Source organism: Proteiniborus sp. MB09-C3 (assembly GCF_030263895.1).
Lineage (GTDB): Bacteria > Bacillota > Clostridia > Tissierellales > Proteiniboraceae > Proteiniborus.
Genome location: NZ_CP127161.1, coordinates 2,723,878 through 2,748,465, shown reverse-complemented (window position 1 = coordinate 2,748,465; position 24,588 = coordinate 2,723,878). Strand labels below are relative to the sequence as shown.

Sequence of the window (24,588 nt, the reverse complement as noted above, 5' to 3'; positions counted from 1 at the left end):
TAGATTGCTTGAAAAATATAAATAAAATTAAAGATACAAAAAGTCATCAGTAATGATGGCTTTTTGTCATTGTAGGGAAGGTGAAAATATGATAACAATAGAATATAAAAAAGAAGAGGGATTAATAGTTAAACATAATGGCCAGATAATTGAAGGAGTAAGTAACATTAAAATAAATATAAATTCAAATATGTATAAAGAAACACCAGAGATTATATTAACCATTAATCCCATAGATATAAGTACTAGTAACGATATTAATTCCCTTAAGATTTATTCAAGCTAATATATTCAGGGGTATTCATAACAAGTTTTTTGTCGTCAATATTTTTAATGATTGAAAACAAAATAAATGTAAAGAAGATAGGAAAAATTAATAACTGCTTTAAACATTGAATATAGGCTCTTTTCGTGATAAACTATGGGCAAGGTACTTGATATGCAGGTGTGATGCCACCCTACTAAGGAAAGGGGGGCGCGATGAGTATATTTGAATCAATATCTTTAATGATAATGTTTTCAACCATTTACTTTATCGCTAATCTCCTTGATTGTTAGACTAACAAAGGATAACAGTAAAGGGAAAAAATAATCACCCTGTACGGCCATGCAAGGTGATTAAAGCTTTAAAATCACTATAGGTGGCAATCACATCATGTGATGTCGATTACCTTATTTATATTGTATTACAATAATTGATAAAGTAAACATAAATATAAAAATACTCATGTATAATTGAATTAAAACTTACAAAGGGGACAGGTAACATATGAAAATATGCGAGTATTGTGGGACACAGGTTGCAGATGATGTTTTGCAATGCAATGGCTGTGGTTCTAAAGAGTTTAAAAATATTTGTATAAATTGTAGAACAGAGTTTAGTGGTAAACAGTGTCCTACCTGTAATGTTATGGTAGGAGATAAGCCGAGAGTCTGTTTCAATTGCGGAAAAGAGACATTTGCAGAGGTTTGCCCAGTATGCAGAGAAGATATAATTAATAGAAAACAAGTAGAGGTTAATAATTATTCTACCTTTCAGCCCAAACCCAAAAAGAAAGTCAAATTTATTATAACTATTATTTTTGTTGTTGGGATAGTTAGTATTATTACTGCATTAAACAGTCAAAATAAAGTGAAGAATAATTTATCGTATGTGGATCTAATTACCATGGAGGGTCATCCTCAATTTTTTGGCGATTATAACGAAGCAAAAAAGTTCTGGAAGGGTTATAAAAAAGTCGAAGTTGCTTACGGTAGAGGATTAACTTCTAATCGTGATACTTTGTTATTAATGACGACTCGTAATGGTAAAAAATATGCAATTACCAATGTAACTATTGATCTTTCGAGTGTTGATAATAAGCAAGATATTAAATTAGATAATGTACTCAATTTAATTTGCGACTATATACCTTATGATATTATTGATAAGTATTACACATTTAAAGAATCATTTCATGAGATACATAGACATGAGAATTATGAAGCATACCATTATGTTATGGTAATAAATGACGAGGGAAAAAATGTACATAATTCAGGAGAGAGGTATTTGGAAAGTAAATTTGCATTTAAAATCATTCATAGAAATGATAATGATTGGATTGCAAAAATGAGTTATTTATCATATGAAGGAAATCATCAAAAATTTAATTTTAATGCTTCTAATTATGATGTTGAAAATTGGGATGTAGATATCAACAAGTATAGATAGGCTGAATATTACCCTTGACTTACGAAAAATCAGTTCTTGGAATTTTATAGTATCGAGAGTTTTATAATCTGTTTTTAGCTGTTAATATATAGATATTATGATTACCTAAAAAACATGGATAAAATTAAAGATACAAAAAGTCATCAGTAATGATGGCTTTTTGTCATTGTAGGGAAGGTAGAAATATGCTAACAATAGAATATAAAAAAGAAGAGGGATTAATAGTTAAACATAATGGCCAGCTAATTGAAGGAGTAAGTAATGTTAAAATAAATATAAATTCAAATGTGTATAAAGAATCACCAGAGGTTATATTAACCATTAATCCTACAGATATAAGAATTAGTAACGATATTGACTGCCCTAAGCCTCAATCGAATCAATCGCCTTAGAAGTAATCTTAATAAGTTTTTTATCATCAATTTAAGCAATATCTTTAATTAAATTATAGTATAATGATTATAGGATAGATAGTTAAATATACTATTATTTATCCTAATATTAGATATTTCGTAATGGTAGGAAATTATGAACTAGCTAATATTTAGACTTAAGTTATAAGAGGGGGAGAAAAAATGATAGAGAAATTAACTATTAGAAGTGCAGAAACTAGAGATGCTGAAAAAATTTTACTTTTAGTTAAGCAAGTTATGAATGAATCACCATTTTTTCCAAGGACATCTGATGAATTTAATCTTACTATTGCTCAAGAAGAGGATTACATAAAAAATGCTGCACTTTTTTTAGTTGCAGAAAATGACGGAGAAATAATAGGTTCCTCTACTTTAGATAGAAGTAGCTTAAATAAGTTAAACCATACTGTAAGTTTTGGCATAACGATTTTAAAAGCGTATTCTGGACAAGGTGTAGGTAGCTTATTGATGAAAAAGATTATTGAATGGGTAGAAGTAAATAAAGTTGAAAAAATTGAACTAGAGGTTTTTGAAGACAACACGCCTGCAATTTCACTCTATAAAAAATTTGGTTTCGTTGAAGAAGGTAGAAAAAGAAAAGCTATAAAGACAAATAATAGTTACAAGGATATTATTCTAATGGCTAGATTTTCAAATGATTTATAATTCAGTGAATTTCATATATGCATTATTTTATTATGAGTCTTTGTATATTATAGTTTCAAAACATAAAATCTTGCAACACAATTTTCTTATATGACTAAGAAATCTTTCAAATGGATTTATCAATATGAATAAAAATCGAGCAATCAAGCTCACCAACTCTATTGTGAAAGATAGTAGCATTAGAAAAATACATTCGACTGGTGAATTATTTTTTACAGAAAGTAGAGTATATAAGCTAGTATTTAGGAGTAATAAACCTAAAGCAGAAAAATTTACAGATTGGGTAACTGATGAAGTATTGCCAGCTATAAGAAAAGAAGGCAAGTATGTAGTAGAACCTAATTCAAGCATAGAACCTAAGAATAACATAATTCAGTTACATAAGAAAAAACTTGAAAAAGCAGTTATTACATCAAATTATCTTATAGACTATATTAATTCAGTAAATGGTCAAATGCCAGAAAACCTATTAAACAGCTTCACCACAGCAATCCAAGCTGTTAATATAGATATTATAGATTATCTAAAAAACATGAATAAAATTAAAGATACAAAAAGTCATCAGTAATGATGGCTTTTTGTAATTGAAAAGGAGGTGAAAATATGATAACTATAGAATGTAAAAAAGAAGATGGATTAATAGTTAAACATAATGACCAGCTAATTGAAGGAGTAAGTAACGTTAAAATAAATATAAATTCAAATGTGTATAAAGAATCACCAGAGGTCATATTAACCATTAATCCCACAGACATAAGAATTAGTAACGATATTAATTGCCTTAAGATTCAATCAAATCAATAGCTTTAGAAGTAATTTTAATATGTCTTATATTATCAGTATCTTTGCGTTTAAAGAGTAATAATTCTGAATCATAGAGATAGCTCAGGCATAGATTTAGTTTTTTTGAGTCTAAACCATAAATAGTTTTGAGAATTTCTTCACTAGTGAAATGTATTTCAAGAGACCCAGTTTCAACAGCTTGCAAAATTAAATAGTCTAGAATTTTTATAGAAGTATCTCTTATATGAAAATTACCCATACTAATCATGCCCTTTTTTAGATATTTTACCATAAAAACTAGGTTTTAAAAAAGATTAATAGTGTTTTAGTATAGACAAAATAAGCAACAAGATTTTAATTTGCATGGTTATTGAAAAAAAATAAAAAATTTAATATAAAATAGTTTGTTAAAAATCTTAAAAAATCATTCGAAAAAGCCTCGAAATCCTTGCAATTTAGCCATTTATATGATATAATATTTATAATAAAATCATATGAAAAATTGAAATTAATGATATACAAAAGAGATTTTTTAGATGGAAAATATCATACTAAGGAGGGATTCAATGAAAAGAAAAGGTATTACTTTAATCATAATTTTTACAATGCTTTTTTCTATACATACAATTGTATTCGCAGATAATGAGTTTAACTTTTCAGACCTGAAAAGCCACTGGTCAGTTGAATATGTAGAAGAATTATATAGTAAAGGCATTATTTCAGGATATCCAGATGGAACATTTCTACCAAATAATAATGTTAGCAGAGCTGAAGCTATAAAGATGTTAACAGTAGCTACAGGAGAAGACGTAGGCTCAAATAAAGACGGTTATTGGGCTGATAACTACATAAGACAAGCCATAAGTATAGGATATGTATTAGAAAGCGAATTTGACGATTATAACAAGCCAATGAGTAGATTGGAACTAGCTAAGATTATAGTAAGAGCTATAGATGAAGAATATATTTCTGATATGAATGAATACTCTAAGCAAATAACTGATTATGATACTATAGATGATAAAGACAAAGAATATGTACTCAAAGCATTTGTAAAAGGAATCATAACTGGATATCCTGACGGAGCATTTAAGTCAGACAATAATGTTACTAGAACAGAAGCAAGTACAATGCTAGTAAGACTCTTGAATCCAGACAAGCGAAAAATTCCTGAAGTGAAGAAAGGAGACGATACTTTTATCGAGCCTGAATTGGAAGTTTTCTATTACACTTCTAAATATGGTTCTTTATATCATGCAATTAATGTGAAGAATCACCTTGATTATGTTGGGAAAACAGAACATATATTCACAACTGAGTGTGTAAGTCATCCTCAAATAAACACGACTATTTTTAAGAAGATGGGCAGTGATACAGAATATTTACCTCATACATCTGATGAGATAGAGATGAACAAAACAAATTCAAAAAGTTTTGATGTTCAGCCTTATGTGTATACCCTATATAATCGTGATCGCTGGAAGCCTTCAAAAGGCAGTTTTGACATTAAAGATGGAGATATAATGAAATACAAAGTAACGGTTACTAATAGTATAACAACAAAAGAATACTATATTGAATTTCCATTTAAGGACAGAGAATTTACAAAATAGAAATTTATTAAAAATACCACTCTTTTTTGAGTGGTATTTTTAATGTTGAAGAAGGGAAGTGGCTTAATGAAACTTGGGAAAATATCATTACTTTTATCTATAGTCTTGCTTCTAAATGTATTGCTGCCATCTTTCGTATTAGCTGCAGGAGAGATAGATTATAAAGATTACATTTTGGAGTTGAAAAGGACGTATGGACTTGAATTTGATACACCCCTTGCAAACTTCGATATCTATGTGAATGGTTCATACTTAGCTAGTACAAATATAACTAAGCAAACTCCTCAAGAGGAACGTTTGTCGTTATTGCCTCGAAAAGAAGAAGTTAGAGTTAAAGTTGGAGATAAAATTACTATTAGGGATCGCTCTAGTCTCGGTAAGGGAAACAGTATTAAATTATATGATTTGCAAGTAGCTCAAGGAATTGTAGGAGACACTTCAAGTAGATTTAACACATACTCGAATATTAATCAAGTTATAACGGCAGAAATGCCAGGAGAAATGGTTATATTCTTAAACGTCGCAGATAACTATTCTGGAGTCCCTAACTTTGATAATTTCTCTCAATACGGGAACTGGCGTACTGAGGTTATAAAACCTTCAGGAGACCCTAATGTCCAGATAAAAGGCTGGTATTTCACAGCCATTAAGATTATTGTTGAGGATTCAGCAAGGCCAAAAGCAGATTTTAAAATATATCATCAAGGTAGAGATGTCACAGACAACTATTCTAACCCAATTGAAGTTGAAAAATATCCTGTAACAGTAAACATAAAAGATGAATCTATAACAGAAAAAGGAGACATTGTAGCATGGGAATATGGTGTAAAAATCTCTAGTAACAATTGGGGCTTTGTAAGTAATGAGCAGCACCCTACAACCACAGCAAGTGAGAGTATAGTAGTATACAGACTACGGGTACAAAATTCTTTAGGGCAATGGTCTCCTTGGCAAGAACATGCAATCTTAGTCAAATTGAAAGAGGACGGAAGTGGACCGCCTGTTGGAGGAAATATAAATGCTGTATTAGATGGTCCTGACATGGTGGAATGGGGATCAACTATTAGACTTGATTCTTCTAGGTCAACATCAACTAGTACAATTACAAAAAGGGAATATTGGAGGAAAACGAGTAGACAAAACGATTGGGTATTACAGCTAGATTGGGAAAATATGATAAACCCATCTGAAAGAACTATAGAAGATGGTAATGCTTCTTATATAGATTTTAAATTAAAAATAACTGATAGAGATGGAAGAACTTCGGAAGATATACATAGGGTAACTATGGTAGAGAGAGTAGAACCAGAAGTCTTCCCGAATCTTAGATTTATAGGTACAGAAAGCAAACCACCATTTAAAATATCTTTAGAAGATTATTTAGAAAATAAAGAAATGACAGTAAATTACCATGTCTCAGCTAGTCATTCTACTTCCATTGGAACTGGTTTGGGACATTTTTATTTTTTCCAAAATATTGATGACTCTGAAATTAAAAAGTATGAAGAAGATCCAAGAGAAGCTTTAAATGATCCAAATCTAATAGAAAGAGTTGTTATTTCAACAAATAGGGACCCAGATGAAATATATGATGCTGGAGCGTATGGTGCTTTTACTTTTAAGCCACAAAATCCTGTAATAAAAGCATCTTTATTACTTAGAGCTAGTCTAATAGGTACTCCAGTTAAATTTGCTACAGCGTACCATACGGTGGAGCTCGACATAGATTCGATACCTCCTACGACACAGATAAGTATACCAAGTATATTTTATCCAAAAGAGATCAACAATTTAGAACATAAAACTATTACATGGAGTTATTTCAGCGAGCAAAATATCCCATATAGGCATTCTATAGTCAGCCTATATAAAAAGACACAGGATGGATATTATGAAGAAGTATTTAAAAATAGAATCATGAATGAAAGGAAACTTGTAGTAGAAGGAGATGCACATGAAGAGTATGAGATCTTTGTTAAAGTAGTGGATGAACTAGGAAAAGAAAGTGAGAGAGTAGAAGGTGAATTCACAATAATAGGGGCAGTTCCTGTCATAGACTTAGAATTAGATAACAAGACAAATCCTAATGTTTTGAAAATACAAGTATTTAATAAAACTCCTGAAGAAATAGAAAGTCTATTTCCTACAAGCTACACTACTTGGAAAATAGAAGATGAAGATAAAAATATTATAGTTGAAGGAGATGGAGAAGCTCCAAATACTGTTGACTTAGATTATCGATTTAACAGGGGCAAATACACTGTAACGCAGTACGCAACTAATACACTAGGGGTTACAGCTTATGCTTCAAAAGATTTTGAAATAACATCAATACTAGATTTTAAAGCAGAACCTTATGTACAATTTGAAGATGACTTTATTAAGCTAATAGACTTATCAAAATATATTACTGATAAGAGATGGGAGATAAGAGAAAACTCCGAGACAGAATTTTCAAACCTTTACTTAAATTCAGATAATCAATTTACACGTAATGAAGGCATATACCAAATAAAGCTGCTTGGTATGGGATACTTTGAATATGTAGGGGAAACAGAAAGAGAGACAACTAAAACAGTAGCATTTTTAAGCACCAAGCCAAATGCTGCTTTTATATTAAGTGGGAACCTGAAGATGTACAAACAAATTATCTTAGACGGAAGCATCTCAAAACAGGTCACAGAAGAGAGATTACAGGAGAAATATCCAATAGATTTCACTCACGAAAAGACTGTATTTGAAATAATCCCAATAAAAGCTAAAGATGGAGAAACAGATACTTCAAGACTAGAGTATATTTTAGGTAACGATAAAGAGGTACTTGAAGATAGAGTAATATTTAAAGGTAAGCAGTTACTCTCTATAAGGATAGATAAAGAAGGGTGGTATAAAGCTAGGTACAAGGTATATAACCATAGGAAGGAAAGTGACTGGTACGAAGAAGAGTTTTATGTGTCACCTAAACTTTCACCTAGAGCAGATATAAGCGTAGGAGCTCCAGTTGTATTTAGAGCTCCGGACAATGAGCTTAAGGTTAAGATGGAAGTTATTGTAGATTATGAAAGCTTAGATGAAGAAATAGATTTCGATAAAAGCACCTTGTTTTTATCCTATAGTCCTAATAGAGAAGGTCAACTAGAGCAGACCTTAAATATGCATATAAAGAAAAATACAAGAAACCTAAAAGAGCTGACATCTAACTTTTCAGACATAATTATTGACTGGAGAGAAAAAAGAGCAGTATTTACCCTTATATTAGATGATCCTAAAAAGAATTTCTTTGGCAGGTTCATATTTGACTTTTTAGCTATAGAAAAAGAGAAGATACCAAACTATACAGAGCTGGGAGACATTCCTGATAACCTAAGTAAAGCGGATACATCACATGTAAATACAGAGCTTAAGACGATACTTATAGACAATAACAAGCCTTATATTGAGCTACAAACAACAAAAACTAATACAGTAGATATTTACATCCTGGAGGAGAGAGAGAAGGAAAAAGAACTCGATGTAGATAGCATAATTAAAATGCTTAACCTAAACAGAATAAAAACTAGAGTCATAATTATAAGACCAGAGGGTGTAGAAGTTATTGAATAAAAGTATTGCCCCCTATAGAAATTATAGGGGGCAATTTTAAAGGGGGATTATAGAAGGCATGAAAAAAAAGATAAGTTTGCTTTTAATGTTAGTAACTATGTTAGGTTTTTCAATACAGAGTTATGCAGCTAATGAAAAAATCTATTATTGGGACAAATATTCATATGAAGCTAACCATAAGATAACAAGAAAAGAATGGACTTCTAAGGTAATTGGTGGTACTTGGTATAATGCTCGTACTCTGTGGGACATTAGTATAGATAGCAATGAAGATATTATTTTAACTAAAACAAGTATTAGCAGTAAAACTAGTGAACTTACCAATTATGGATATAAAGTTGGTGATTTTATAGGGTTATATTTACTTCATAATGAAGAAGATTTAGGCTCTTTTTTAATCGGCCATAAATTTAATTATAGTCAGGCTTTAAGAGATAAAAAAACTGTTAACTTGAATTATTATAAAACCCTAATGGAATATGAAAACGTAGATATGGATGTAAACTATATTCGCAGTAATCCATATGGAAATTATTTGCGTAAAGAGCTTGCATTAGACAAAAACTATATTCTCCAAAGTCAATTAGGCCAAGTATCTTCAACTAATTCAAATTCATATCCAAATGACGGAGTTCTAAATGGTTATTATTACAAATTCTCCCACTCTGAAGACATGAATAAAAATCCAGAATTAACTATAATTGAACCATTAAAAAATCAAAGGATAGGAAACCAAGATGCAGTAATAGTGTCAGGAAAAGTAAAAGATGTAGATATAGGAAATGTTTTAGATGTAAAATATAACCTAGAAACGATTAAGAATCAAGATATAACTTTAACACAGCCTACAAATATTGTAAGCAGCGGTCAGTGGCAAACCTTTCAGGGTTACATACAACTCCAAGGCCTTAAGACAGGAACTAACCTTTTAGAGCTATGGACTGAGGACAACCAGGGAGGGAAATCAAAAACAGTAGAAATGCCTATCGTTATTTTTAGCACATTAGAAAACATACTAGATGCACTTAAAAAGTACACAGTAAAAGCTGGCAATCCTCAGTTTATGATTATTAATAGTGATAGCAGGATAGTTCAAAACATTGAAAATGACCGACTTATAGAGCAAATTAAAAAGGAACTGCATTCAAAAAACATAAAGTTATTCTTTTCAGGAAGAAACGGAGAAACAGAAGCTTATATTAACTCAAAGCTTCTTAACTAGCAATTAAGATTATATGCGAAAAACAAGGAAGGTGAAATTGTGATACGGATGAAAAAAGCATTAAGTATATTTATATCAGCTCTTATACTCTTACAAATGTTATGTGTTTTTTCTACTGAAAAAGTTGAAGCAGCAGTACCAAGAAAAACTGTAACGCACACTATTGCGCAATCATCCTGGAGTAGATCAAAAGATCAAGGGCCTGCCACTTATTTCTATGATGATGGGCTTTTCTATGGAACATTAACAAGAACTAGTACAACTTGGGAAACAAGGCAAGAGTCTACTTCCCGAACTTGGACTCAATATGCAAATAGCAGCTTTGAAGGAGATGATCCTCCAACTAGTTATTATTACTACAAAAGTCATTACGAAAGCAATGGATATTCTAACGTATCTATTACAAAGACTGAATGGGGTGGATCAACTGAAGGTCCTGGCTCTTATACTTATGAAACCTATGATGGTACTTATCCCAATGGAGAATGGGTAACCCATGGGCCATATAAGTATAGAAGAGATTTTAGGGTATATTTTAATTACGATACCTATAGGTATAAGTCTAATTACTCAGGCGTAGTAACAGCTAGGACTGTTCCTCCAGTTATTAAGATATCTAACCCTATTGCAAATTCAAAGTATCATAACCAGGATAAAATTATAGTAGAAGGATACGCAAAGGATGAAGACAAAGGGGATATTAACGTTATTTACTATAGTATAAAAGAGACTAATCATACTAATAAGATAGTAAACTTAACTAATCCCATGAAGCTAGTTTCAACAGGTAATGATATGTTTTTTCAAGGGAATATACAGCTGGATCAGACGATTACTCCAGGTAAATATAGACTTAAAACATGGGCAAAAGACGATAAGGGAGCAGATTCAAACATTGTAGAGATACCTATAAAAATCTATAATGTACTAGATAACATAAAAAATGATATTGAAAAGTATATTCCAATAGGAAAAGAAAGTGATTTAAGACTTGTTATCCCTAACACCAAAGACACTATATTAAACTCAACTATAAACAACTCTCTAATTAGCAATATTAAAGATGATGTACAAAATAGAGATGCTAAAATGTTTTTTGTTGGCCAAGGAGGAAGCGTAGAAAATTATATTAGAAATAGTCTTACTAATAAGCTAGGAAGATACGGAGTAAACAGTAAGGATAATACAAGCGACATAGTTAATTACATTCTAGAAGAGAATAACAAGCTCTTAGAAAGGAATACAAATATATTTCTTGTTGGAGACTATATAAACCATCAAATGTTGTTTAAGGATATAGAAAAAGATTATTTAGGAATTTCAATAGGAGACAAGCTAAAAGATAATTTTCCTGAAGAAAAAATGAAGCCTAAGATTCTACAGGCTATGTATGAGCACAAGCCAGAAGTATTTGACAACCCAGTGTCCAAACATCAATCATCAGGAGGGTTTAGAGCCATAAACTCTATTAAAGACACTTATATTATTGACAAGGCAGAGCAGAATATGAGGGGGCATTGGACTTTAACCCTTAAGGCCATGGACGATACTGGCAAAGCAGAATGGGATAAATATTCTGATGATAAAACACTAAGCTTTATAATACATGAGCCTCCAAAAGCGATAATAGAGTATTGGCGAGAAGAAACAGATACAGTAGCATATGTTACAGGTGAAAATTCTTTCGATTTAGATTTTCAATATAGCAGAGAAAATAATGGTATAGTTAAATCAGAGTGGAAATATCAACTCGAAAATGGAAATTGGTATCATTGCTCCAATCAAGGAGGAAGGATTACTATTCCTAAAACTCTTGGTGGACAAAAGGTAATTAATTACTCATTAACGGTTGAGGATTGCTATAGAGCAACTGATACAGCAATAGCAGCTATAAAACAGCCAACCTTAATGGAGCCCGAGCCAATAATAGTAACACCAGAAGGGATATATGTTGGACCTTATGGCTCAGAGGTGTTAAGTGTAAATAACGATAGCGAACCTAAGAGTAGAGTCTTATCATATCAATATATATTTGATTTTAAGTCTATTAACAATTATCTAAATACTACACAAAACACAGTAGTAAATGCACCTAGTTATACATTTGCTAAAAATACTTTAAAATATGCAACAAGTAAGAATCCTTTTACACGAAACGTTACATTAAAACTTACAATAGATACAGGTGCAGTTAAAGAAGCCACGCAGCCTATTATTTTTGTACCTGTTACTATTGATAAGCTTGATATGACAACTATTTCAGCAAATATTATAAAATTCAAGGCTGATATTATCAACAGTAATCCATCAGATCATAGAGTCATAGCAACTATAAAAGGAATTGATTATGAGATGAGTTATATTAATGGTACCAGATGGGAAAAAGAACTGAATATATCAGGAGCTGATAAGATATACGTAAGAGTAGAAAAGAAAATTGATAACACCATAGTCTATGACAAGGGTGATATAATTGCTAATAGACCACCTACAGTATCAATAAGTGTAAGCCCTATCTTAATCTATGAAGGGGATACTGCTAAAGTTAGTATAGTAGCAAATGATCCTGACTTAGATAAACTTAATTTAGTTGTTAAGCATAGGGTTAATGGCGGTTCTTGGAGTACAATATGGACTAAGGATAATGTTGACTCAGGAATAGAACAGAGCTTTAATATGTATAATGTTATTGCAGGAAATAATGAACTTATGGTAATAGCTGCGGATCCACATAATGCTACTGGAACAGATACTGTTAGCTTTGAAGTACTTCCAATAAAAATAGCTGGAGAATTATTACCTAATCCTGCTATGGCTGGAGATGAAATCTGGTTCTTTATAACTACTGAAGGTTATGTTGAAAAGATAGAGATTGTTATTCCTGATGATATTATAGCTAAGGACGACAGGGTGGCCATGGGCTATAAAGGAGTTAATTATCCTTCATTGTTTTTTGATGTAGATAGCTCTGTTATGAGGAAGGAAGACATACTTAAATATATTGTTTGGGTTAGTACAGATTTAACCTTAGATAAGAACAACAACAGACTAAGACCGCCCTATGAGTTTATCGTTAAGGCACATAAAGGTGATATTATCAAAGAGATAACATTAGAACTTGACATAAAAGGAGATATTAGAGAGCTTCTTAAACCAGGAATAAAGAATAAGTATGGGAACTGATATAGAAGTTATCTGAATTACTATGCCCTTTAGCGATTAAAGGGCATAGTATCAATAGGCACTATTTAGGTGTCTTTTTTAGTGTGAAAATATATGAGTAGAGGAGATTGTTGTTTATGAATATTTATGAAAAAATTATAGACATGGTTAGGAGGATTGTTTTATGAAACTTATATATATAAGTTTTCCGTTAGATGATAGAAAAATAAGCAAGGAACAAATAGATAAGTATTGTAAATATGTTATTGATAAAAGATTTTTACCTATTACTTCAAAGTGTATTGTTGAACAACTTGAAAAAATTTATGATAATAAACATGAGATTTTAGATAAAAGGTTGGAATTAGTAAAAAGATGTGATGAAGTATGGACTTTTCAAGAAGAAGTTCGATATAATATGGTTGATGAAGTAAAAATAGCGAAGATTTCCAATATCCCAGTTAGATATATAGAATTAAAAAGAGAAATTAGTAAATATGGTAATTTATATCAATACAAAAAAAGGTTGCAAGAAGTAAATAATCTTCTTTATTCAAGAGATATAGATATAGGTTACAGTATCCTTACGGATTGTTTGGAATGGGAAATAGAGATAGATAAAGGTTTATCAAGGATACAAAAAAAATATTTAATAAGTAGAGTTAAATCAGACCCTTTAACTTTTTATGATTTGAGTAATGGATATAGGTATGTATGGAATCTAAATAATAACTTAAGAAACCGCAGTTTATATATATTAACCATGAGGTATATTCAATACTTGAAATGGGGAAATAGAAAGATTAACTTAATGAAAAAAATGTTTTACTTTATTAAACGAGATAATTCTATTTTAGGACATACAAAAGAATGGATCATTAAAAAGCTCTATTATGAAATTATAAAACAGGCTGAAATAGAGAATCATTCTAAAAGTCATATACTAGGTCAAATATATAAGTTTGAAGATATACATGATTTGGTGGAGATGTTTTTAGAAGAATAAAATTAGGGGAGAATTGTTATGTGTTTTTTTTAGTGGAAGAGATTATATATGCTTGCAGAAGAAAGAATAAAAGGCAAAAAGAATATATAAGAGAGCTTAATAAAGATAAAATGGCCTATGATAACATAATGGATAACCTTAATTCGATTTTAAATAAATATGGTGACCATAATATTAATACATACTTTTTAAATGGACAATTATATTATATTGTAGAAAAATGGATGCCAAGCATATGCGGGAATGATTATATTATAGAACTTTATACTTATAAGCTTAATGAAATTCCAGTAAGAATATCTCCTATAGCTGAATTGAGTGCTAGAATAAAATTAAATGACACTTATAATAAAAAGACAGCCTATATTGAATCAATTGATACAATGAGAGAATTACGTTGCGGACATGGAAGTCAAATATTGAAAAGGTTCATATATATAGTTAAAAATACGAATGTAAGTGTTATAGGAGGAGAGCTATATAATAGCACTCCAATTGGAGTAGAAAATTTGAAAAAGTTCTATGTAAAAAATGGATTTCAGGTTGGAGGTAAATATTTCAGTATGGTAATAAAAGAGCCAAGAGTATGATTATTATAGAAATAAATATAAAATCTATAGTTTAAAAGGATAAAGAGGAGTTTGAAGTTTAGCTTCTCTTTTTTTCATTTTCAAAAATATAAAGTTAAAAGGAGGATTTGGAAAACCGTGAATAACTCTAGAATATACATTTCTAAAGATGAGTATATAAAAATAGTGCAAGAAAATGCGTGGTTAAAAATTGGTGGAATAGCTTTTCAGGAAGATCCATTTATGGAACAAGATTACGGATATGAGTTGACATACTGCTCTAATGCTGAAGATTTGCTGAAGAAAATAGGCAGGGGTAATTGTGCTATTAGGCAAGCTTTTGGATATGGTTCACTTGTTTTTGCTAATCAGGTAAATGGGGGAGATGAATGGCTTGCTATTAAAAAGTTTAATAATGGAGATATAAAGCTCTTTGATAGTATACCTTTTGAAAATATGATTAGAGAAGGTAAGGCATGGACAGGAAAAAACATTGTAGATGTAATAAAAGATTTAGATAAAACGGATATTGAAAAAGAATTAGAAGAAGCATGGTATATGAGAGAAGAACAGGAGGAGGTGGAGGAATTGGAGCTATGATATTGAAAAATAAAATTAAATATATAGATTAATTTAAAGGAAGTTATTTAACTTCTTTTTTTCTTTTCAATAACCGATTATAGAAGGAGTGATGATGCAGATGATTGTTCCAATTGTTATGTTGATATTAACTTTAGTAGGAGGTGGTGCTGCTCTTTTCTTTATTAAAAGAAATTCAGTGAAGAAGAAGGAAGAAACCAATAAGAATTTAGAAACAGCTCAGGAGTTTATAAATGTTCATGATATTAGTGGTAACTTCTTATATTCAGAAGATGGCTATGTATTTGCTTATTTAAAAATCAGTCCAATATCTATAGACCTTTTAAGTAGGAGAGAAAAAGAAGTATTATGTAAAACTTTAACAGCAGAGTTATCTGTAGAGCAAAAAATCTTTAGATTCTTAGCTGTATCTAGGCCAATAGATATTACCCCACTTATAAGCGAATATTCTGATATAATTCTTAACACTGATAATCATAAACAGAAAGAGCTGCTGAGGCATGAAATGCTAGTCATGAGTAATTATGCTATGAGTGGAGAAGTAGTAGAAAGACAGTTTTACATAAGACTTTATGAGAAATTTGAAGAAGGTATAGAAAGAGAACTTCTCAAAAAAATTACTGAGCTAGCTTCAAAATTTGAAGGGAGAAACATATGCTGTGAAATCTTGAAAGAGCAAGGGATAATAAGGTTGTGTAATCTAGTTAATAATCCTGCTTATTCACATATAGAAGATATAAGTTTTGATACTGCTATACCATTTATAGCTAGGTTAGAGGAGGTGGCTTCATAGTGGCAAAGAAAAAGCAAGAACTAAAGATAAACAATTCATTACTGAATATAATTACTCCTGTAGGGCTTAAATTTAAGAAAAATATTTTTGATATAGGGGAAAGTACTTCTAGGGTATACGGAGTTATAAAATATCCTCAGAGTCCAGATTACGGGTGGTTATCAAAACTTACCAACATACCAAGTACCATTGTTTCAATCGATTTTACTCCTATTGACAATAGTACTTTTGTAAACTCTCTTTCTAGCTTAATTAAGCAACAAAGAGGAGTTGCTGAAAGTACAAAGGATCCTCTTACTGCATCAAGAGCTGAAAAGATAGCACTTGATGCTGAAAAAACTATGATAGATATTGATGGTGAAAAGGAAATTGTTGGTCTTTTAAGCACAGTAATAGCTCCGGTTTCAAGAGATGAAGATGTCTTTGATAAAATTTGCAGGAAAGTTGAAAGCAATATTTCTGTTCTTGGATGTAAATTAAGAACACTTTCAAATTTGCAGAAAGAAGGATTTAAGCAATTATCTCCTTTTTATATTGAAAATGACGATGTAAATAATATTACTCAAAAAGTTGTACCTTTAAGTACATTTATTGGAGGATTTCCTTTTGCTTCAAGTGGTTATAATGACGGCACAGGCTATTACTTTGCTAAGGATAGTGGAGGAGGTTTAGTGATAATAGAGCCTTGGAAGCGTGGAGGGGATAGAACTAATAGCTTCTTCGTCATAATGGGGGTACCAGGAGTAGGAAAGTCTACTGTAGTTAAACATATAGCTCTATCTGAATATATGAAGGGTACTAAGCTTATTTTTATTGATCCTCATAGAGAATATAGAGAGCTTTGCAGAAATCTTAATGGAGACTGGATAAATGCTGGTGGAGGATCTAAAGGAAAGCTAAATCCATTACAAATAAGAGTTACTCCAAAAGATGATGAAGATGAAGCGGAGAGATTGTATTCAGATGAAGGCCATGGCATGGGAGACATGGCTTTGTATATTAAAAATCTAGAAATATTCTTTAGACTATATATTCCTTCTATTACTGACAGATTCATTGCAATATTGAAAAGTGAATTGATTGAGTTATATAATTCTTTTAATATATTTTGGGATACAGATATATCAAAATTATCTAATACCGATTTCCCTATAATTCTAGATTTATATAACCAAATTCTTAAGAAATCAAAAGATAAAGAGTCATCCTATCAAAAGGATTATGATGACTTAGCTTTATTATTAAAAGATATGGCTCTTGGCAGTGATTCTTTTCTCTGGAACGGTCATACTACTATTGAAGCAAATTCTAAATGTATTTGTATCGATACTAAGGACTTGCAGAATACTTCTGAAAATATTTTAAGTACCCAATACTTTAATCTTCTTCAATGGGCTTGGGAGGAAATAATAAAGGATCCTAGTGAACCAGTTATGTTATTTTGTGATGAAGCATATTTAATGATAGACCCTAGAGTTCCTCAAAGTCTTATTTTTCTTAGAAACCTGATTAAAGGTGCTAGAAAATATGAAGGTGGAGGAGCTATAATCTCTCACATTGTGGGAGATTTTTTAGATCCTAAGATTAAAATGTATGGGCAAGCTATTTTAGATTTACCTACTTTTAAAATTTTAATGGGAACTGATGGGAAGAACTTAGAGGAGACAAAGAATCTTTATAGCTTAACTGAAGCTGAGGAAGAACTGCTAGCTTCTAAGCAAAGAGGTAGAGCTCTTTTTATGGTAGGCTCTAAAAAGCTAAAGGTAAATTTTGAAATTCCTGAATATAAGTTTAGGTACATGGGAAGTGCTGGGGGAAGATAAAAAAGAAAGGGATGATATGTGTGGAAAAGTTAAAGAGAAAAGCTAGTTTGTTTGAGACTATAAAGAGAATTGTATTTTATTTTGACAACAGATATGACAGACTTCAAAAAGACGAGATTGTTTTAGGTGAAGATAAGGGATTAGATACTTACTTTTATAAAAACCATGATTTTGACTGGAAACAGATGAGAGAGATTAGACTAGGTTTAGAAAAAGGATTGGATGTTTCTGCTTATGCAAAGGGAGAGTTTAATGTTGAGCAAATGGAGGAAATTAGAATAGGTCTTGAAAAAGGGTTAGATGTATCATTTTATAGCAAACATAATTTTGATTGGAAACAAATGCGAGAGATTAGATTAGGTTTAGGTAAGGAATTAGATGTAAGCACCTTTGCAAAGAACGAGTTGAATATTGAACAGATGGAAGAAATTAAATTAGGTCTTGAAAAGGGACTAGATGTTTCATTTTATAATAAACCCGGTTTTGATTGGAGAAGAATGAGAGAAATTAGACTTGGTTTAGAAAGAGGATTAGATGTTTCTACTTATGCTAAAGAACAATTTAGTGTTGAGAAAATGGAAAAGATGAGGATAAAACAGCAAGTTGAAAAACCAATGATAGAAGTTAAGAAAGAGCCTACAGAGAAACAAGCACCTAAGTCTAAACAAGAAGAGAAGCTGAAACAAGAAAAGACTGAGGAAAGCAATGAAGAAAGCAATGAAAATAATGAAAAAGATAGGAAGAAGGAAAAAGTTCAAGAAGAGTTCAAATTTTCTAGGTATGATGCTAATGTGATTATTCCCACTGTTAGAAAGTTTTCTTCAAGAGAACAGTTAGAAAAGCTTTTTCAACAGCGTTATAAGGATTCAAAAGAGGCTGATAAACAATCAAATATTTTCTTAGGAAGGTTAAAAAAGCTAGTTAATAACGATTATATTGAAGAACAGAATGATAAGTATAAAGTCACAGTTAAGGGAGCAAAAGCAGCTAAAGAGATGGACAAGACATTTGAATTTACTCCTTATGATTCAAATGTTGTATTTGGACATATTAAAGCTGCTAATGGACTTTTATCCTTAGGTAATCTTTACAGTCAACTAGAAGAAAAATATGCTAAACCTGAAGATGTTGAAGAACAGTTCAAATATCTTAAAAATCGCTTAGAAAGCAATTTTAAGTGTGGATATGTATTGAAAAATGATAAAGGAGCTTATTCTATTTCAGAAATAGGAGCTATGAAGGCTGAGGAAGCAAGTAAGACAATAGAAGTAAGTATAGAAGAGGAATTAGAGTATTAATTAAATGAAGGGAGTAATTATCGTGGATTGGAAAGAGATAATTTTTATATGGATTTACTTTTTCTGTGGAGCTGGTGGAGCATTATTTACTATAAGGCTTACGGAAATGTATATAGGGAAAATTTATCACATTCTTGAGAAAACTATTAAAGTTGAAAATGACGTTTTGAGAAAAATGCGTGATGAAAATAAAGATTTAGAGAATGAGGTAGAAAAGCTTAGAGATAAAAATCAGGACTTAGAAAATAAAAACCAGGAGCTCGAACAGATATTATTTGACAGAATAAAAATGGAAGGGGCAATATAGGCTATGGTAAAAATAATGCAAGAAGTTATTTTAATGTTATCTGGTTATATACTTATATTGATTTTACTTGGTGGATTTTTTATAGTAAGTAATTTTCGTAAGTGGTATAGGGAAGAGGATAGTACAGTAGTTAATCTTCAAGAATGGAAGGACTTGCAAATTAAAAACAATCAATTTAAAAAGGAAAAGGAAATATTAAAAATAGAGAATTTAAGGCTAGAAAAATTAAATTATGATATTGCTGAAGACTTAAAATATTTTAGTCAAGATAGAAGATAGGGTTAAGGTATTATTTACTTTAACCTTTTTTCAATATCCCCTCAAAAGCTCTTAAAAGCACAGGTGTTATAGGTATATATAGTGCTTTTAAGGGCCTTAAAATCGATTCTAGGGCCTTGTTTTTTAGGAGTTATCAATAATTAATCAAGTCTAAATAAGAAGAATGAAAAAATGGAGAGGTGAGTATGGACGGTAAGAAAAAATTTCTCAAAATGATTTTTTGGCTAATTATATTTATATTATCAGTTGTAGCATTGTTTATAAGAAGATAGGAGGTAATTGAGTGTTACTTTATCTAACAAGTAATGAAAATATAGGACTTTTTGATTTCCTTCAAAATAATAAAAATATGATAATTAAGAAAATTTCAGGTGAATTTTATTTAAAAAAATTTGTAATTCATGACATGAAAAGTTTAGATCATTATTCTTATGTATTTATAGACTTGGAATCTCTTAAGGATGATCAAGATGACATCATAGAAGCAATAGCAGCCTTTAAGACAATATATAACCCTAAACTCGTTATAATTGCTAAAAATATAGAAAATGTTTTGTTGAGTAGGATTGTGAATGAAGCTGAGGTCTACAACATTATAACTTCAACTGATATTGAAGGAATACAGGAAGAAATGGAAATGTGCTTATATCAGGAAGAAAAGTTTAAGGAAAAAATTATAAAGCGTGTGAAAAGACTTAATTTTAAATATTCATTTACTCAAGACAATATCAAGGTTTTTATTGCAGGAGTTAAAAGTAAATTCGGAGCGACTAAAACTGCTATTAATTTAGCTACTTTTTTAGCAGATATAGGAGCAAAGGTTTCTTATACAGAAGCAAATGGAAGTGGCTATCTTACTAAAATAGCTTATTATTATGATTTTAAAAATTCTTCTTATAAGGGTGTAGAGTATTACTATAACGGAAATATACCACTAGACTGTAATTTCAACATAATTGATATAGGGTTATTGAAAGAGAAAAAGTTAAAAGCTGTTAGTTCTTCAGATATTGCAGATGTCAAAATTCTTTGTGGAGCTGCAAAGCAGTCTGAACTTGATGAACTTATGAAAATTTTAAAGCTTAGTGAGAAAGATCTAAACATTATTTTAAGCTTTACTTCTGAAAGAGAAAAAAACAATGTAAAAAAACTTTTGAAGAATCAAAAAAACAATATATATTTTAGTGATGCAAAACTTGAATTGTTTGATACTAAAAATTCTAATGTATTTAGACAAATTTTGAGCCAGTATATAGTTGAAAATAAATGATGAATTTTGAAATGAGGTGTTTCTATGAGTGCCGCGGCTATTGCATTATTTAAAAAAGTGTTAGCTAAAGCTGTTTTCGATGAAGAGATTAGAAAAAAGTTGCTTACTGTGTTAATCACTATTTTTTCTCTTATACTAGTTTTACTTCTTGCACTTGCTAGTTTTCCTGCCATACTGATTAGCATAATATTTGGCAGTACGCCTGAGAGTAACCCTAATTTATTAGATGATATAGAAAAAATAGCTGTGTACCAGGATACTATTTTTATTGTAGACAAGCTTAATCGAGACTGGATAGAAAGTGTTAAAGAAGAAAATAGAGATTGTGATGACTTTGTTGTTAGCTATAATTATGATTTAACCTGGCAAGCATTAATATCTATAGATTCTGTATTATTAAATCAGGATTTTAGAAACATGGATTCTAATAAAATACAAGAAATTGCTTTAAAATTCATTAATAGAACTGTTGATATTTCTGAACATGAAATTGAGGAGGAATATGAGTATGAGGAGGAGTATGAAGAAACTATTGTTGGAGAAGATGGAAAGCCTAAAATTGTGAAAAAAACTAGAATAATAACAGAAACTAGAACTGTAACTAAGAAAATTGCAAATATACAAGTGGATACTAGGAACTTTGAGGATGTTCTTTATGATGTAAATATTATTGATGAAGAAAGTGTTTTTATAGCTACTAATATTTATAATACAATTTCATCTATGGATGTAGAAAAAAGTTTAAATATTTATGATGATGCAGTTATAGATATTGAGCAGCTGCAAGAATATCCTGAAGGTAATGAGAACATTCCTTATTATAATCAAACTGACAAGAGATGGGGGCTACTTCCATATGGAGATGGTACAATATTAAGTGCTGGTTGCGGTCCAACATCACTATCAATGGTTGTATCAGGACTTACTGGAAATAAGGTAACTCCTGATATTGTTGCTAGTTGGAGTGTTGCTAATGGGCATAGAGCAAAAGGACTAGGAAGCCACTGGTCTTTAATGACTGATGGAGGTAGTTGTTATGGACTTAATGTTGAAGCAGTTAGCAAAAGAGATCCTAACTCTATAGTAAAAGCTCTTAGCCAAGGATATCCTGTGATAGCTAGTATGGGAAAGGGACATTTTACTAAAGGAGGACATTTCATAGTATTAAGGGGTATAACGGAAGATGGGAAAATATTAGTTTACGATTCTGCAAGTGTTGATATGTATTCAAGCGAAAATGCACATGGAATTCTTGATTTTAATGCGGAGATAGAATTATGGACAAGAGCAGGGAAGTTTAAGCTTAATCTTGGAAAAGGAATTGATGTACGTAAGTTAGATAAAATAATTGGTCAACATATACTGTGATTTTTTAGAACTTTATTGAAATTATTTGTACTAGACTATAAATCGCCCAATCTTAAAAAGTTATTTAATTAGATATTGACAATTCAAATTAGTTATAAAAAAGATTTCATGTTCAAAATATTTACACAAGTTTAAGATATATACCAGAGTTTACTATGGAATGTTTTACTGGTTAAGTATATTGGATTTAGTGTCGTAAAATTTGCTACTTTGTGTGGATTACCGACATTATGTCGTATGACATAACTATTTGGTAGAATTACCGACGCGCTTATGTCGGAGATACAATAGTTATCTGAAATATCTGCCTTTGTAGATTGCCAGTAGGGGCGAATAACTAAAAAAATTAATATTAGTAGGAGTATAATTTGAAAAAGAAAAGAGTTTTTATTAGTTTTGATATTGACCATGATGAGAAAACAAAAACGATGCTAGCTGGGCAAGCAAAATTACCAGATAGTCCATTTGATTTTAAGGATAATTCTGTGAAAGAACATTTGTCAGGCGATTGGAAAGCTAAAGTGCGTCGCAGAATGGGTAATATTGATGTCGTTATAGTGCTTTGTGGTACTCAAACACATACGGCTTCAGGTGTAGCTGCTGAATTATCAATTGCAAAAGAATTGGGTAAGCAATATTTTCTTTTAGCTGCATATACAGATAAGGGATGCACAAAACCAACGTCTGCAACTACAACAGACAAAATTTATAAATGGACATGGGACAACCTTAAGATATTGATTAATGGTGGTAGATAGGAGTTAACTATGAAATTATTTGTCATTCACCGACTCAAGGATAACCAAAACGCTAAAAAAAGATTAAATAGTATTGCACAAGACCTGCCATTTAAATTACATCTAACTTTTTTAGACAGTTGTAATGATAGAAGATGGAAAGAAAAAGCGGAGAAAGCAATTTATGAAGCAGAAGCAGTTATTATGTATAACCCTAAATTTTGTAAGGAATCTGATAATGTTAAGTGGGAAATTGAGAAGGCAACTAATGCAAATAAAGAGATTTTAGAACTTTATGAGGATAATGAAACTGAAAAAGAGAATGTAATAACAAGATTATTATCAATATATAACTTCGAGGAAGAGTTTAATAGTAACTTCTCATTGAAAGATAATAATGATGTCATTGAACTATACAAAATGATGGTTGAATCATCTGAAAGACTGATTGAAAGAAGGCAAAAGACAAATGCTTTTTTTATAACTGTTATTGGTTCTTTATTAGCAATAGCCACTCTATTATCAGAAACAGATATACTAAATGGAAATTCAAGGATTATTCTATACGGATTTTCTGGAGTGGGCTTGCTACTATGTAATTCTTGGAGAAATTTAATTGACAATTATGGCAAGCTTAATAAAGCTAAATTTGATGTTATTCTTAAGCTAGAAAAAAAACTATCTGATCAAATATATCAAGCAGAATGGGTAGCACTTGGAAAAGGATTAAGACCTGAGAAGTATAAATCATTTACTTCAACAGAAAAAAATGTTCCACTCTACTTTGGAATATTAATAATAGTATTAACATTTATCATAACATTAGTGGAACTTTGTTGATTTATTTAAGTTTATTATCTTGTTTTGACAGATACTTCAGATAACAATATATTTCCGTTTGCTACGCACATCTCTTCACCGGGTGCTATTGCACCGCCAGGAAGTAGGGCGCTGGGGGTTCGGTTCAGAGACGTCGGAAACACGGAACGTTAGTGCGCCAAGCGAAGCTTGACATTACTGGTAAGGTGAAAGTCCTTACATGGCAAGGTCTAACCAACCACCATTATCGAGTGTTGTGCTAATATCGGCGACGATAAAGGTAAAGCGTACACAGAGAATTATATAGACCACAGGGGAGACCGTAATCCCTGAAGCATATTCAGCCTCGTTAATCGTATCCCCCCGTAAAGAGGGTAAAGCAGATGACGACGTATTTAACGTTACGGAAGTCAATACAAAAGAATCGTTAAAGGTGAGATTCTTGAGGGTCTGTCGGGGTCAGAGAACGTGGTATGTATAAAAAGTAATGTCAGGAACTTGGGAGGCCTCATGATTTCCAGCAAAAGTTGGTAAGCTTACCCA

The 24,588-nt window shown here is 31.1% G+C and carries 22 protein-coding genes; all 22 read left to right on the top strand.

Annotated elements, in window-relative coordinates:
* Positions 1 to 88: 88 nt before the first annotated feature.
* The 22 genes from QO263_RS13380 (at position 89) to QO263_RS13275 (ending at position 24,066) form a co-directional block, all read left to right on the top strand.
* Positions 89 to 286 carry a hypothetical protein gene (locus tag QO263_RS13380; protein ID WP_285622386.1) on the top strand — a complete coding sequence of 66 codons (198 nt, stop codon included), beginning with the start codon at positions 89 to 91 and terminating at the stop codon, positions 284 to 286.
* Positions 287 to 769: 483 nt separating this feature from the next.
* Positions 770 to 1,714, top strand: coding sequence for a hypothetical protein (locus QO263_RS13375; RefSeq protein ID WP_285622383.1), 945 nt, complete (start codon positions 770 to 772; stop codon positions 1,712 to 1,714).
* A gap of 185 nt (positions 1,715 to 1,899) precedes the next feature.
* The gene (locus QO263_RS13370) at positions 1,900 to 2,106 is read left to right on the top strand and encodes a hypothetical protein (protein ID WP_285622382.1); all 207 of its coding nucleotides are present in this window, start codon (positions 1,900 to 1,902) and stop codon (positions 2,104 to 2,106) included.
* Between the two features lie 183 nt (positions 2,107 to 2,289).
* A complete protein-coding gene (locus QO263_RS13365) occupies positions 2,290 to 2,793 on the top strand; it encodes a GNAT family N-acetyltransferase (RefSeq protein WP_285622380.1) in 504 nt (167 codons plus the stop codon).
* Positions 2,794 to 2,917: 124 nt separating this feature from the next.
* Positions 2,918 to 3,361, top strand: coding sequence for a BRO-N domain-containing protein (locus QO263_RS13360; protein WP_285622378.1), 444 nt, complete (start codon positions 2,918 to 2,920; stop codon positions 3,359 to 3,361).
* 35 nt (positions 3,362 to 3,396) lie between these two features.
* The gene (locus QO263_RS13355) at positions 3,397 to 3,597 is read left to right on the top strand and encodes a hypothetical protein (protein ID WP_285622375.1); all 201 of its coding nucleotides are present in this window, start codon (positions 3,397 to 3,399) and stop codon (positions 3,595 to 3,597) included.
* 545 nt (positions 3,598 to 4,142) lie between these two features.
* The gene (locus QO263_RS13350; protein ID WP_285622372.1) at positions 4,143 to 5,189 is read left to right on the top strand and encodes an S-layer homology domain-containing protein; all 1,047 of its coding nucleotides are present in this window, start codon (positions 4,143 to 4,145) and stop codon (positions 5,187 to 5,189) included.
* A 66-nt stretch (positions 5,190 to 5,255) separates the two neighbouring features.
* Positions 5,256 to 8,792, top strand: a complete 3,537-nt coding sequence (locus tag QO263_RS13345) for a hypothetical protein (protein ID WP_285622369.1) — start codon at positions 5,256 to 5,258, stop codon at positions 8,790 to 8,792.
* A gap of 58 nt (positions 8,793 to 8,850) precedes the next feature.
* Entirely contained in the window at positions 8,851 to 10,014 is a 1,164-nt protein-coding gene (locus QO263_RS13340) for a hypothetical protein (RefSeq protein WP_285622366.1), read from the top strand.
* A 39-nt stretch (positions 10,015 to 10,053) separates the two neighbouring features.
* On the top strand, positions 10,054 to 13,197 hold the full coding sequence (locus QO263_RS13335; protein ID WP_285622361.1) for a hypothetical protein: 3,144 nt from the start codon (positions 10,054 to 10,056) through the stop codon (positions 13,195 to 13,197).
* 163 nt (positions 13,198 to 13,360) lie between these two features.
* Positions 13,361 to 14,182 carry a DUF7768 domain-containing protein gene (locus QO263_RS13330; RefSeq protein WP_285622359.1) on the top strand — a complete coding sequence of 274 codons (822 nt, stop codon included), beginning with the start codon at positions 13,361 to 13,363 and terminating at the stop codon, positions 14,180 to 14,182.
* Positions 14,183 to 14,202: 20 nt separating this feature from the next.
* On the top strand, positions 14,203 to 14,772 hold the full coding sequence (locus QO263_RS13325) for a hypothetical protein (RefSeq protein ID WP_285622354.1): 570 nt from the start codon (positions 14,203 to 14,205) through the stop codon (positions 14,770 to 14,772).
* 117 nt (positions 14,773 to 14,889) lie between these two features.
* Entirely contained in the window at positions 14,890 to 15,351 is a 462-nt protein-coding gene (locus QO263_RS13320) for a hypothetical protein (protein ID WP_285622352.1), read from the top strand.
* A gap of 100 nt (positions 15,352 to 15,451) precedes the next feature.
* Entirely contained in the window at positions 15,452 to 16,144 is a 693-nt protein-coding gene (locus QO263_RS13315; protein ID WP_285622350.1) for a TraC-like domain-containing protein, read from the top strand.
* Positions 16,141 to 17,967 carry a VirB4 family type IV secretion system protein gene (locus QO263_RS13310; RefSeq protein ID WP_352169750.1) on the top strand — a complete coding sequence of 609 codons (1,827 nt, stop codon included), beginning with the start codon at positions 16,141 to 16,143 and terminating at the stop codon, positions 17,965 to 17,967. Before QO263_RS13315 ends, QO263_RS13310 begins: the two co-directional genes overlap by 4 nt.
* A gap of 20 nt (positions 17,968 to 17,987) precedes the next feature.
* Positions 17,988 to 19,265, top strand: a complete 1,278-nt coding sequence (locus QO263_RS13305) for a hypothetical protein (protein ID WP_285622345.1) — start codon at positions 17,988 to 17,990, stop codon at positions 19,263 to 19,265.
* A 4-nt stretch (positions 19,266 to 19,269) separates the two neighbouring features.
* Positions 19,270 to 19,572, top strand: a complete 303-nt coding sequence (locus QO263_RS13300) for a hypothetical protein (RefSeq protein ID WP_285622343.1) — start codon at positions 19,270 to 19,272, stop codon at positions 19,570 to 19,572.
* 3 nt (positions 19,573 to 19,575) lie between these two features.
* On the top strand, positions 19,576 to 19,851 hold the full coding sequence (locus tag QO263_RS13295) for a hypothetical protein (RefSeq protein ID WP_285622341.1): 276 nt from the start codon (positions 19,576 to 19,578) through the stop codon (positions 19,849 to 19,851).
* A gap of 283 nt (positions 19,852 to 20,134) precedes the next feature.
* Entirely contained in the window at positions 20,135 to 21,121 is a 987-nt protein-coding gene (locus tag QO263_RS13290) for a hypothetical protein (RefSeq protein ID WP_285622339.1), read from the top strand.
* A gap of 24 nt (positions 21,122 to 21,145) precedes the next feature.
* Positions 21,146 to 22,489, top strand: coding sequence for a C39 family peptidase (locus QO263_RS13285; RefSeq protein WP_285622336.1), 1,344 nt, complete (start codon positions 21,146 to 21,148; stop codon positions 22,487 to 22,489).
* A gap of 368 nt (positions 22,490 to 22,857) precedes the next feature.
* A complete protein-coding gene (locus QO263_RS13280; RefSeq protein WP_285622334.1) occupies positions 22,858 to 23,247 on the top strand; it encodes a TIR domain-containing protein in 390 nt (129 codons plus the stop codon).
* Positions 23,248 to 23,256: 9 nt separating this feature from the next.
* Positions 23,257 to 24,066 carry a RipA family octameric membrane protein gene (locus QO263_RS13275; protein ID WP_285622330.1) on the top strand — a complete coding sequence of 270 codons (810 nt, stop codon included), beginning with the start codon at positions 23,257 to 23,259 and terminating at the stop codon, positions 24,064 to 24,066.
* The last annotated feature ends 522 nt before the right edge of the window (positions 24,067 to 24,588 follow it).

Bases quoted from the DNA above. Each gene is read 5' to 3' on its own strand.
- QO263_RS13380 (WP_285622386.1), top strand. From the start codon at position 89: ATGATAACAATAGAATATAAAAAAGAAGAGGGATTAATAGTTAAACAT.
- QO263_RS13375 (WP_285622383.1), top strand. From the start codon at position 770: ATGAAAATATGCGAGTATTGTGGGACACAGGTTGCAGATGATGTTTTG.
- QO263_RS13370 (WP_285622382.1), top strand. From the start codon at position 1,900: ATGCTAACAATAGAATATAAAAAAGAAGAGGGATTAATAGTTAAACAT.
- QO263_RS13365 (WP_285622380.1), top strand. From the start codon at position 2,290: ATGATAGAGAAATTAACTATTAGAAGTGCAGAAACTAGAGATGCTGAA.
- QO263_RS13360 (WP_285622378.1), top strand. From the start codon at position 2,918: ATGAATAAAAATCGAGCAATCAAGCTCACCAACTCTATTGTGAAAGAT.
- QO263_RS13355 (WP_285622375.1), top strand. From the start codon at position 3,397: ATGATAACTATAGAATGTAAAAAAGAAGATGGATTAATAGTTAAACAT.
- QO263_RS13350 (WP_285622372.1), top strand. From the start codon at position 4,143: ATGAAAAGAAAAGGTATTACTTTAATCATAATTTTTACAATGCTTTTT.
- QO263_RS13345 (WP_285622369.1), top strand. From the start codon at position 5,256: ATGAAACTTGGGAAAATATCATTACTTTTATCTATAGTCTTGCTTCTA.
- QO263_RS13340 (WP_285622366.1), top strand. From the start codon at position 8,851: ATGAAAAAAAAGATAAGTTTGCTTTTAATGTTAGTAACTATGTTAGGT.
- QO263_RS13330 (WP_285622359.1), top strand. From the start codon at position 13,361: ATGAAACTTATATATATAAGTTTTCCGTTAGATGATAGAAAAATAAGC.
- QO263_RS13315 (WP_285622350.1), top strand. From the start codon at position 15,452: ATGATTGTTCCAATTGTTATGTTGATATTAACTTTAGTAGGAGGTGGT.
- QO263_RS13300 (WP_285622343.1), top strand. From the start codon at position 19,270: ATGAAGGGAGTAATTATCGTGGATTGGAAAGAGATAATTTTTATATGG.
- QO263_RS13295 (WP_285622341.1), top strand. From the start codon at position 19,576: ATGGTAAAAATAATGCAAGAAGTTATTTTAATGTTATCTGGTTATATA.
- QO263_RS13285 (WP_285622336.1), top strand. From the start codon at position 21,146: ATGAGTGCCGCGGCTATTGCATTATTTAAAAAAGTGTTAGCTAAAGCT.
- QO263_RS13275 (WP_285622330.1), top strand. From the start codon at position 23,257: ATGAAATTATTTGTCATTCACCGACTCAAGGATAACCAAAACGCTAAA.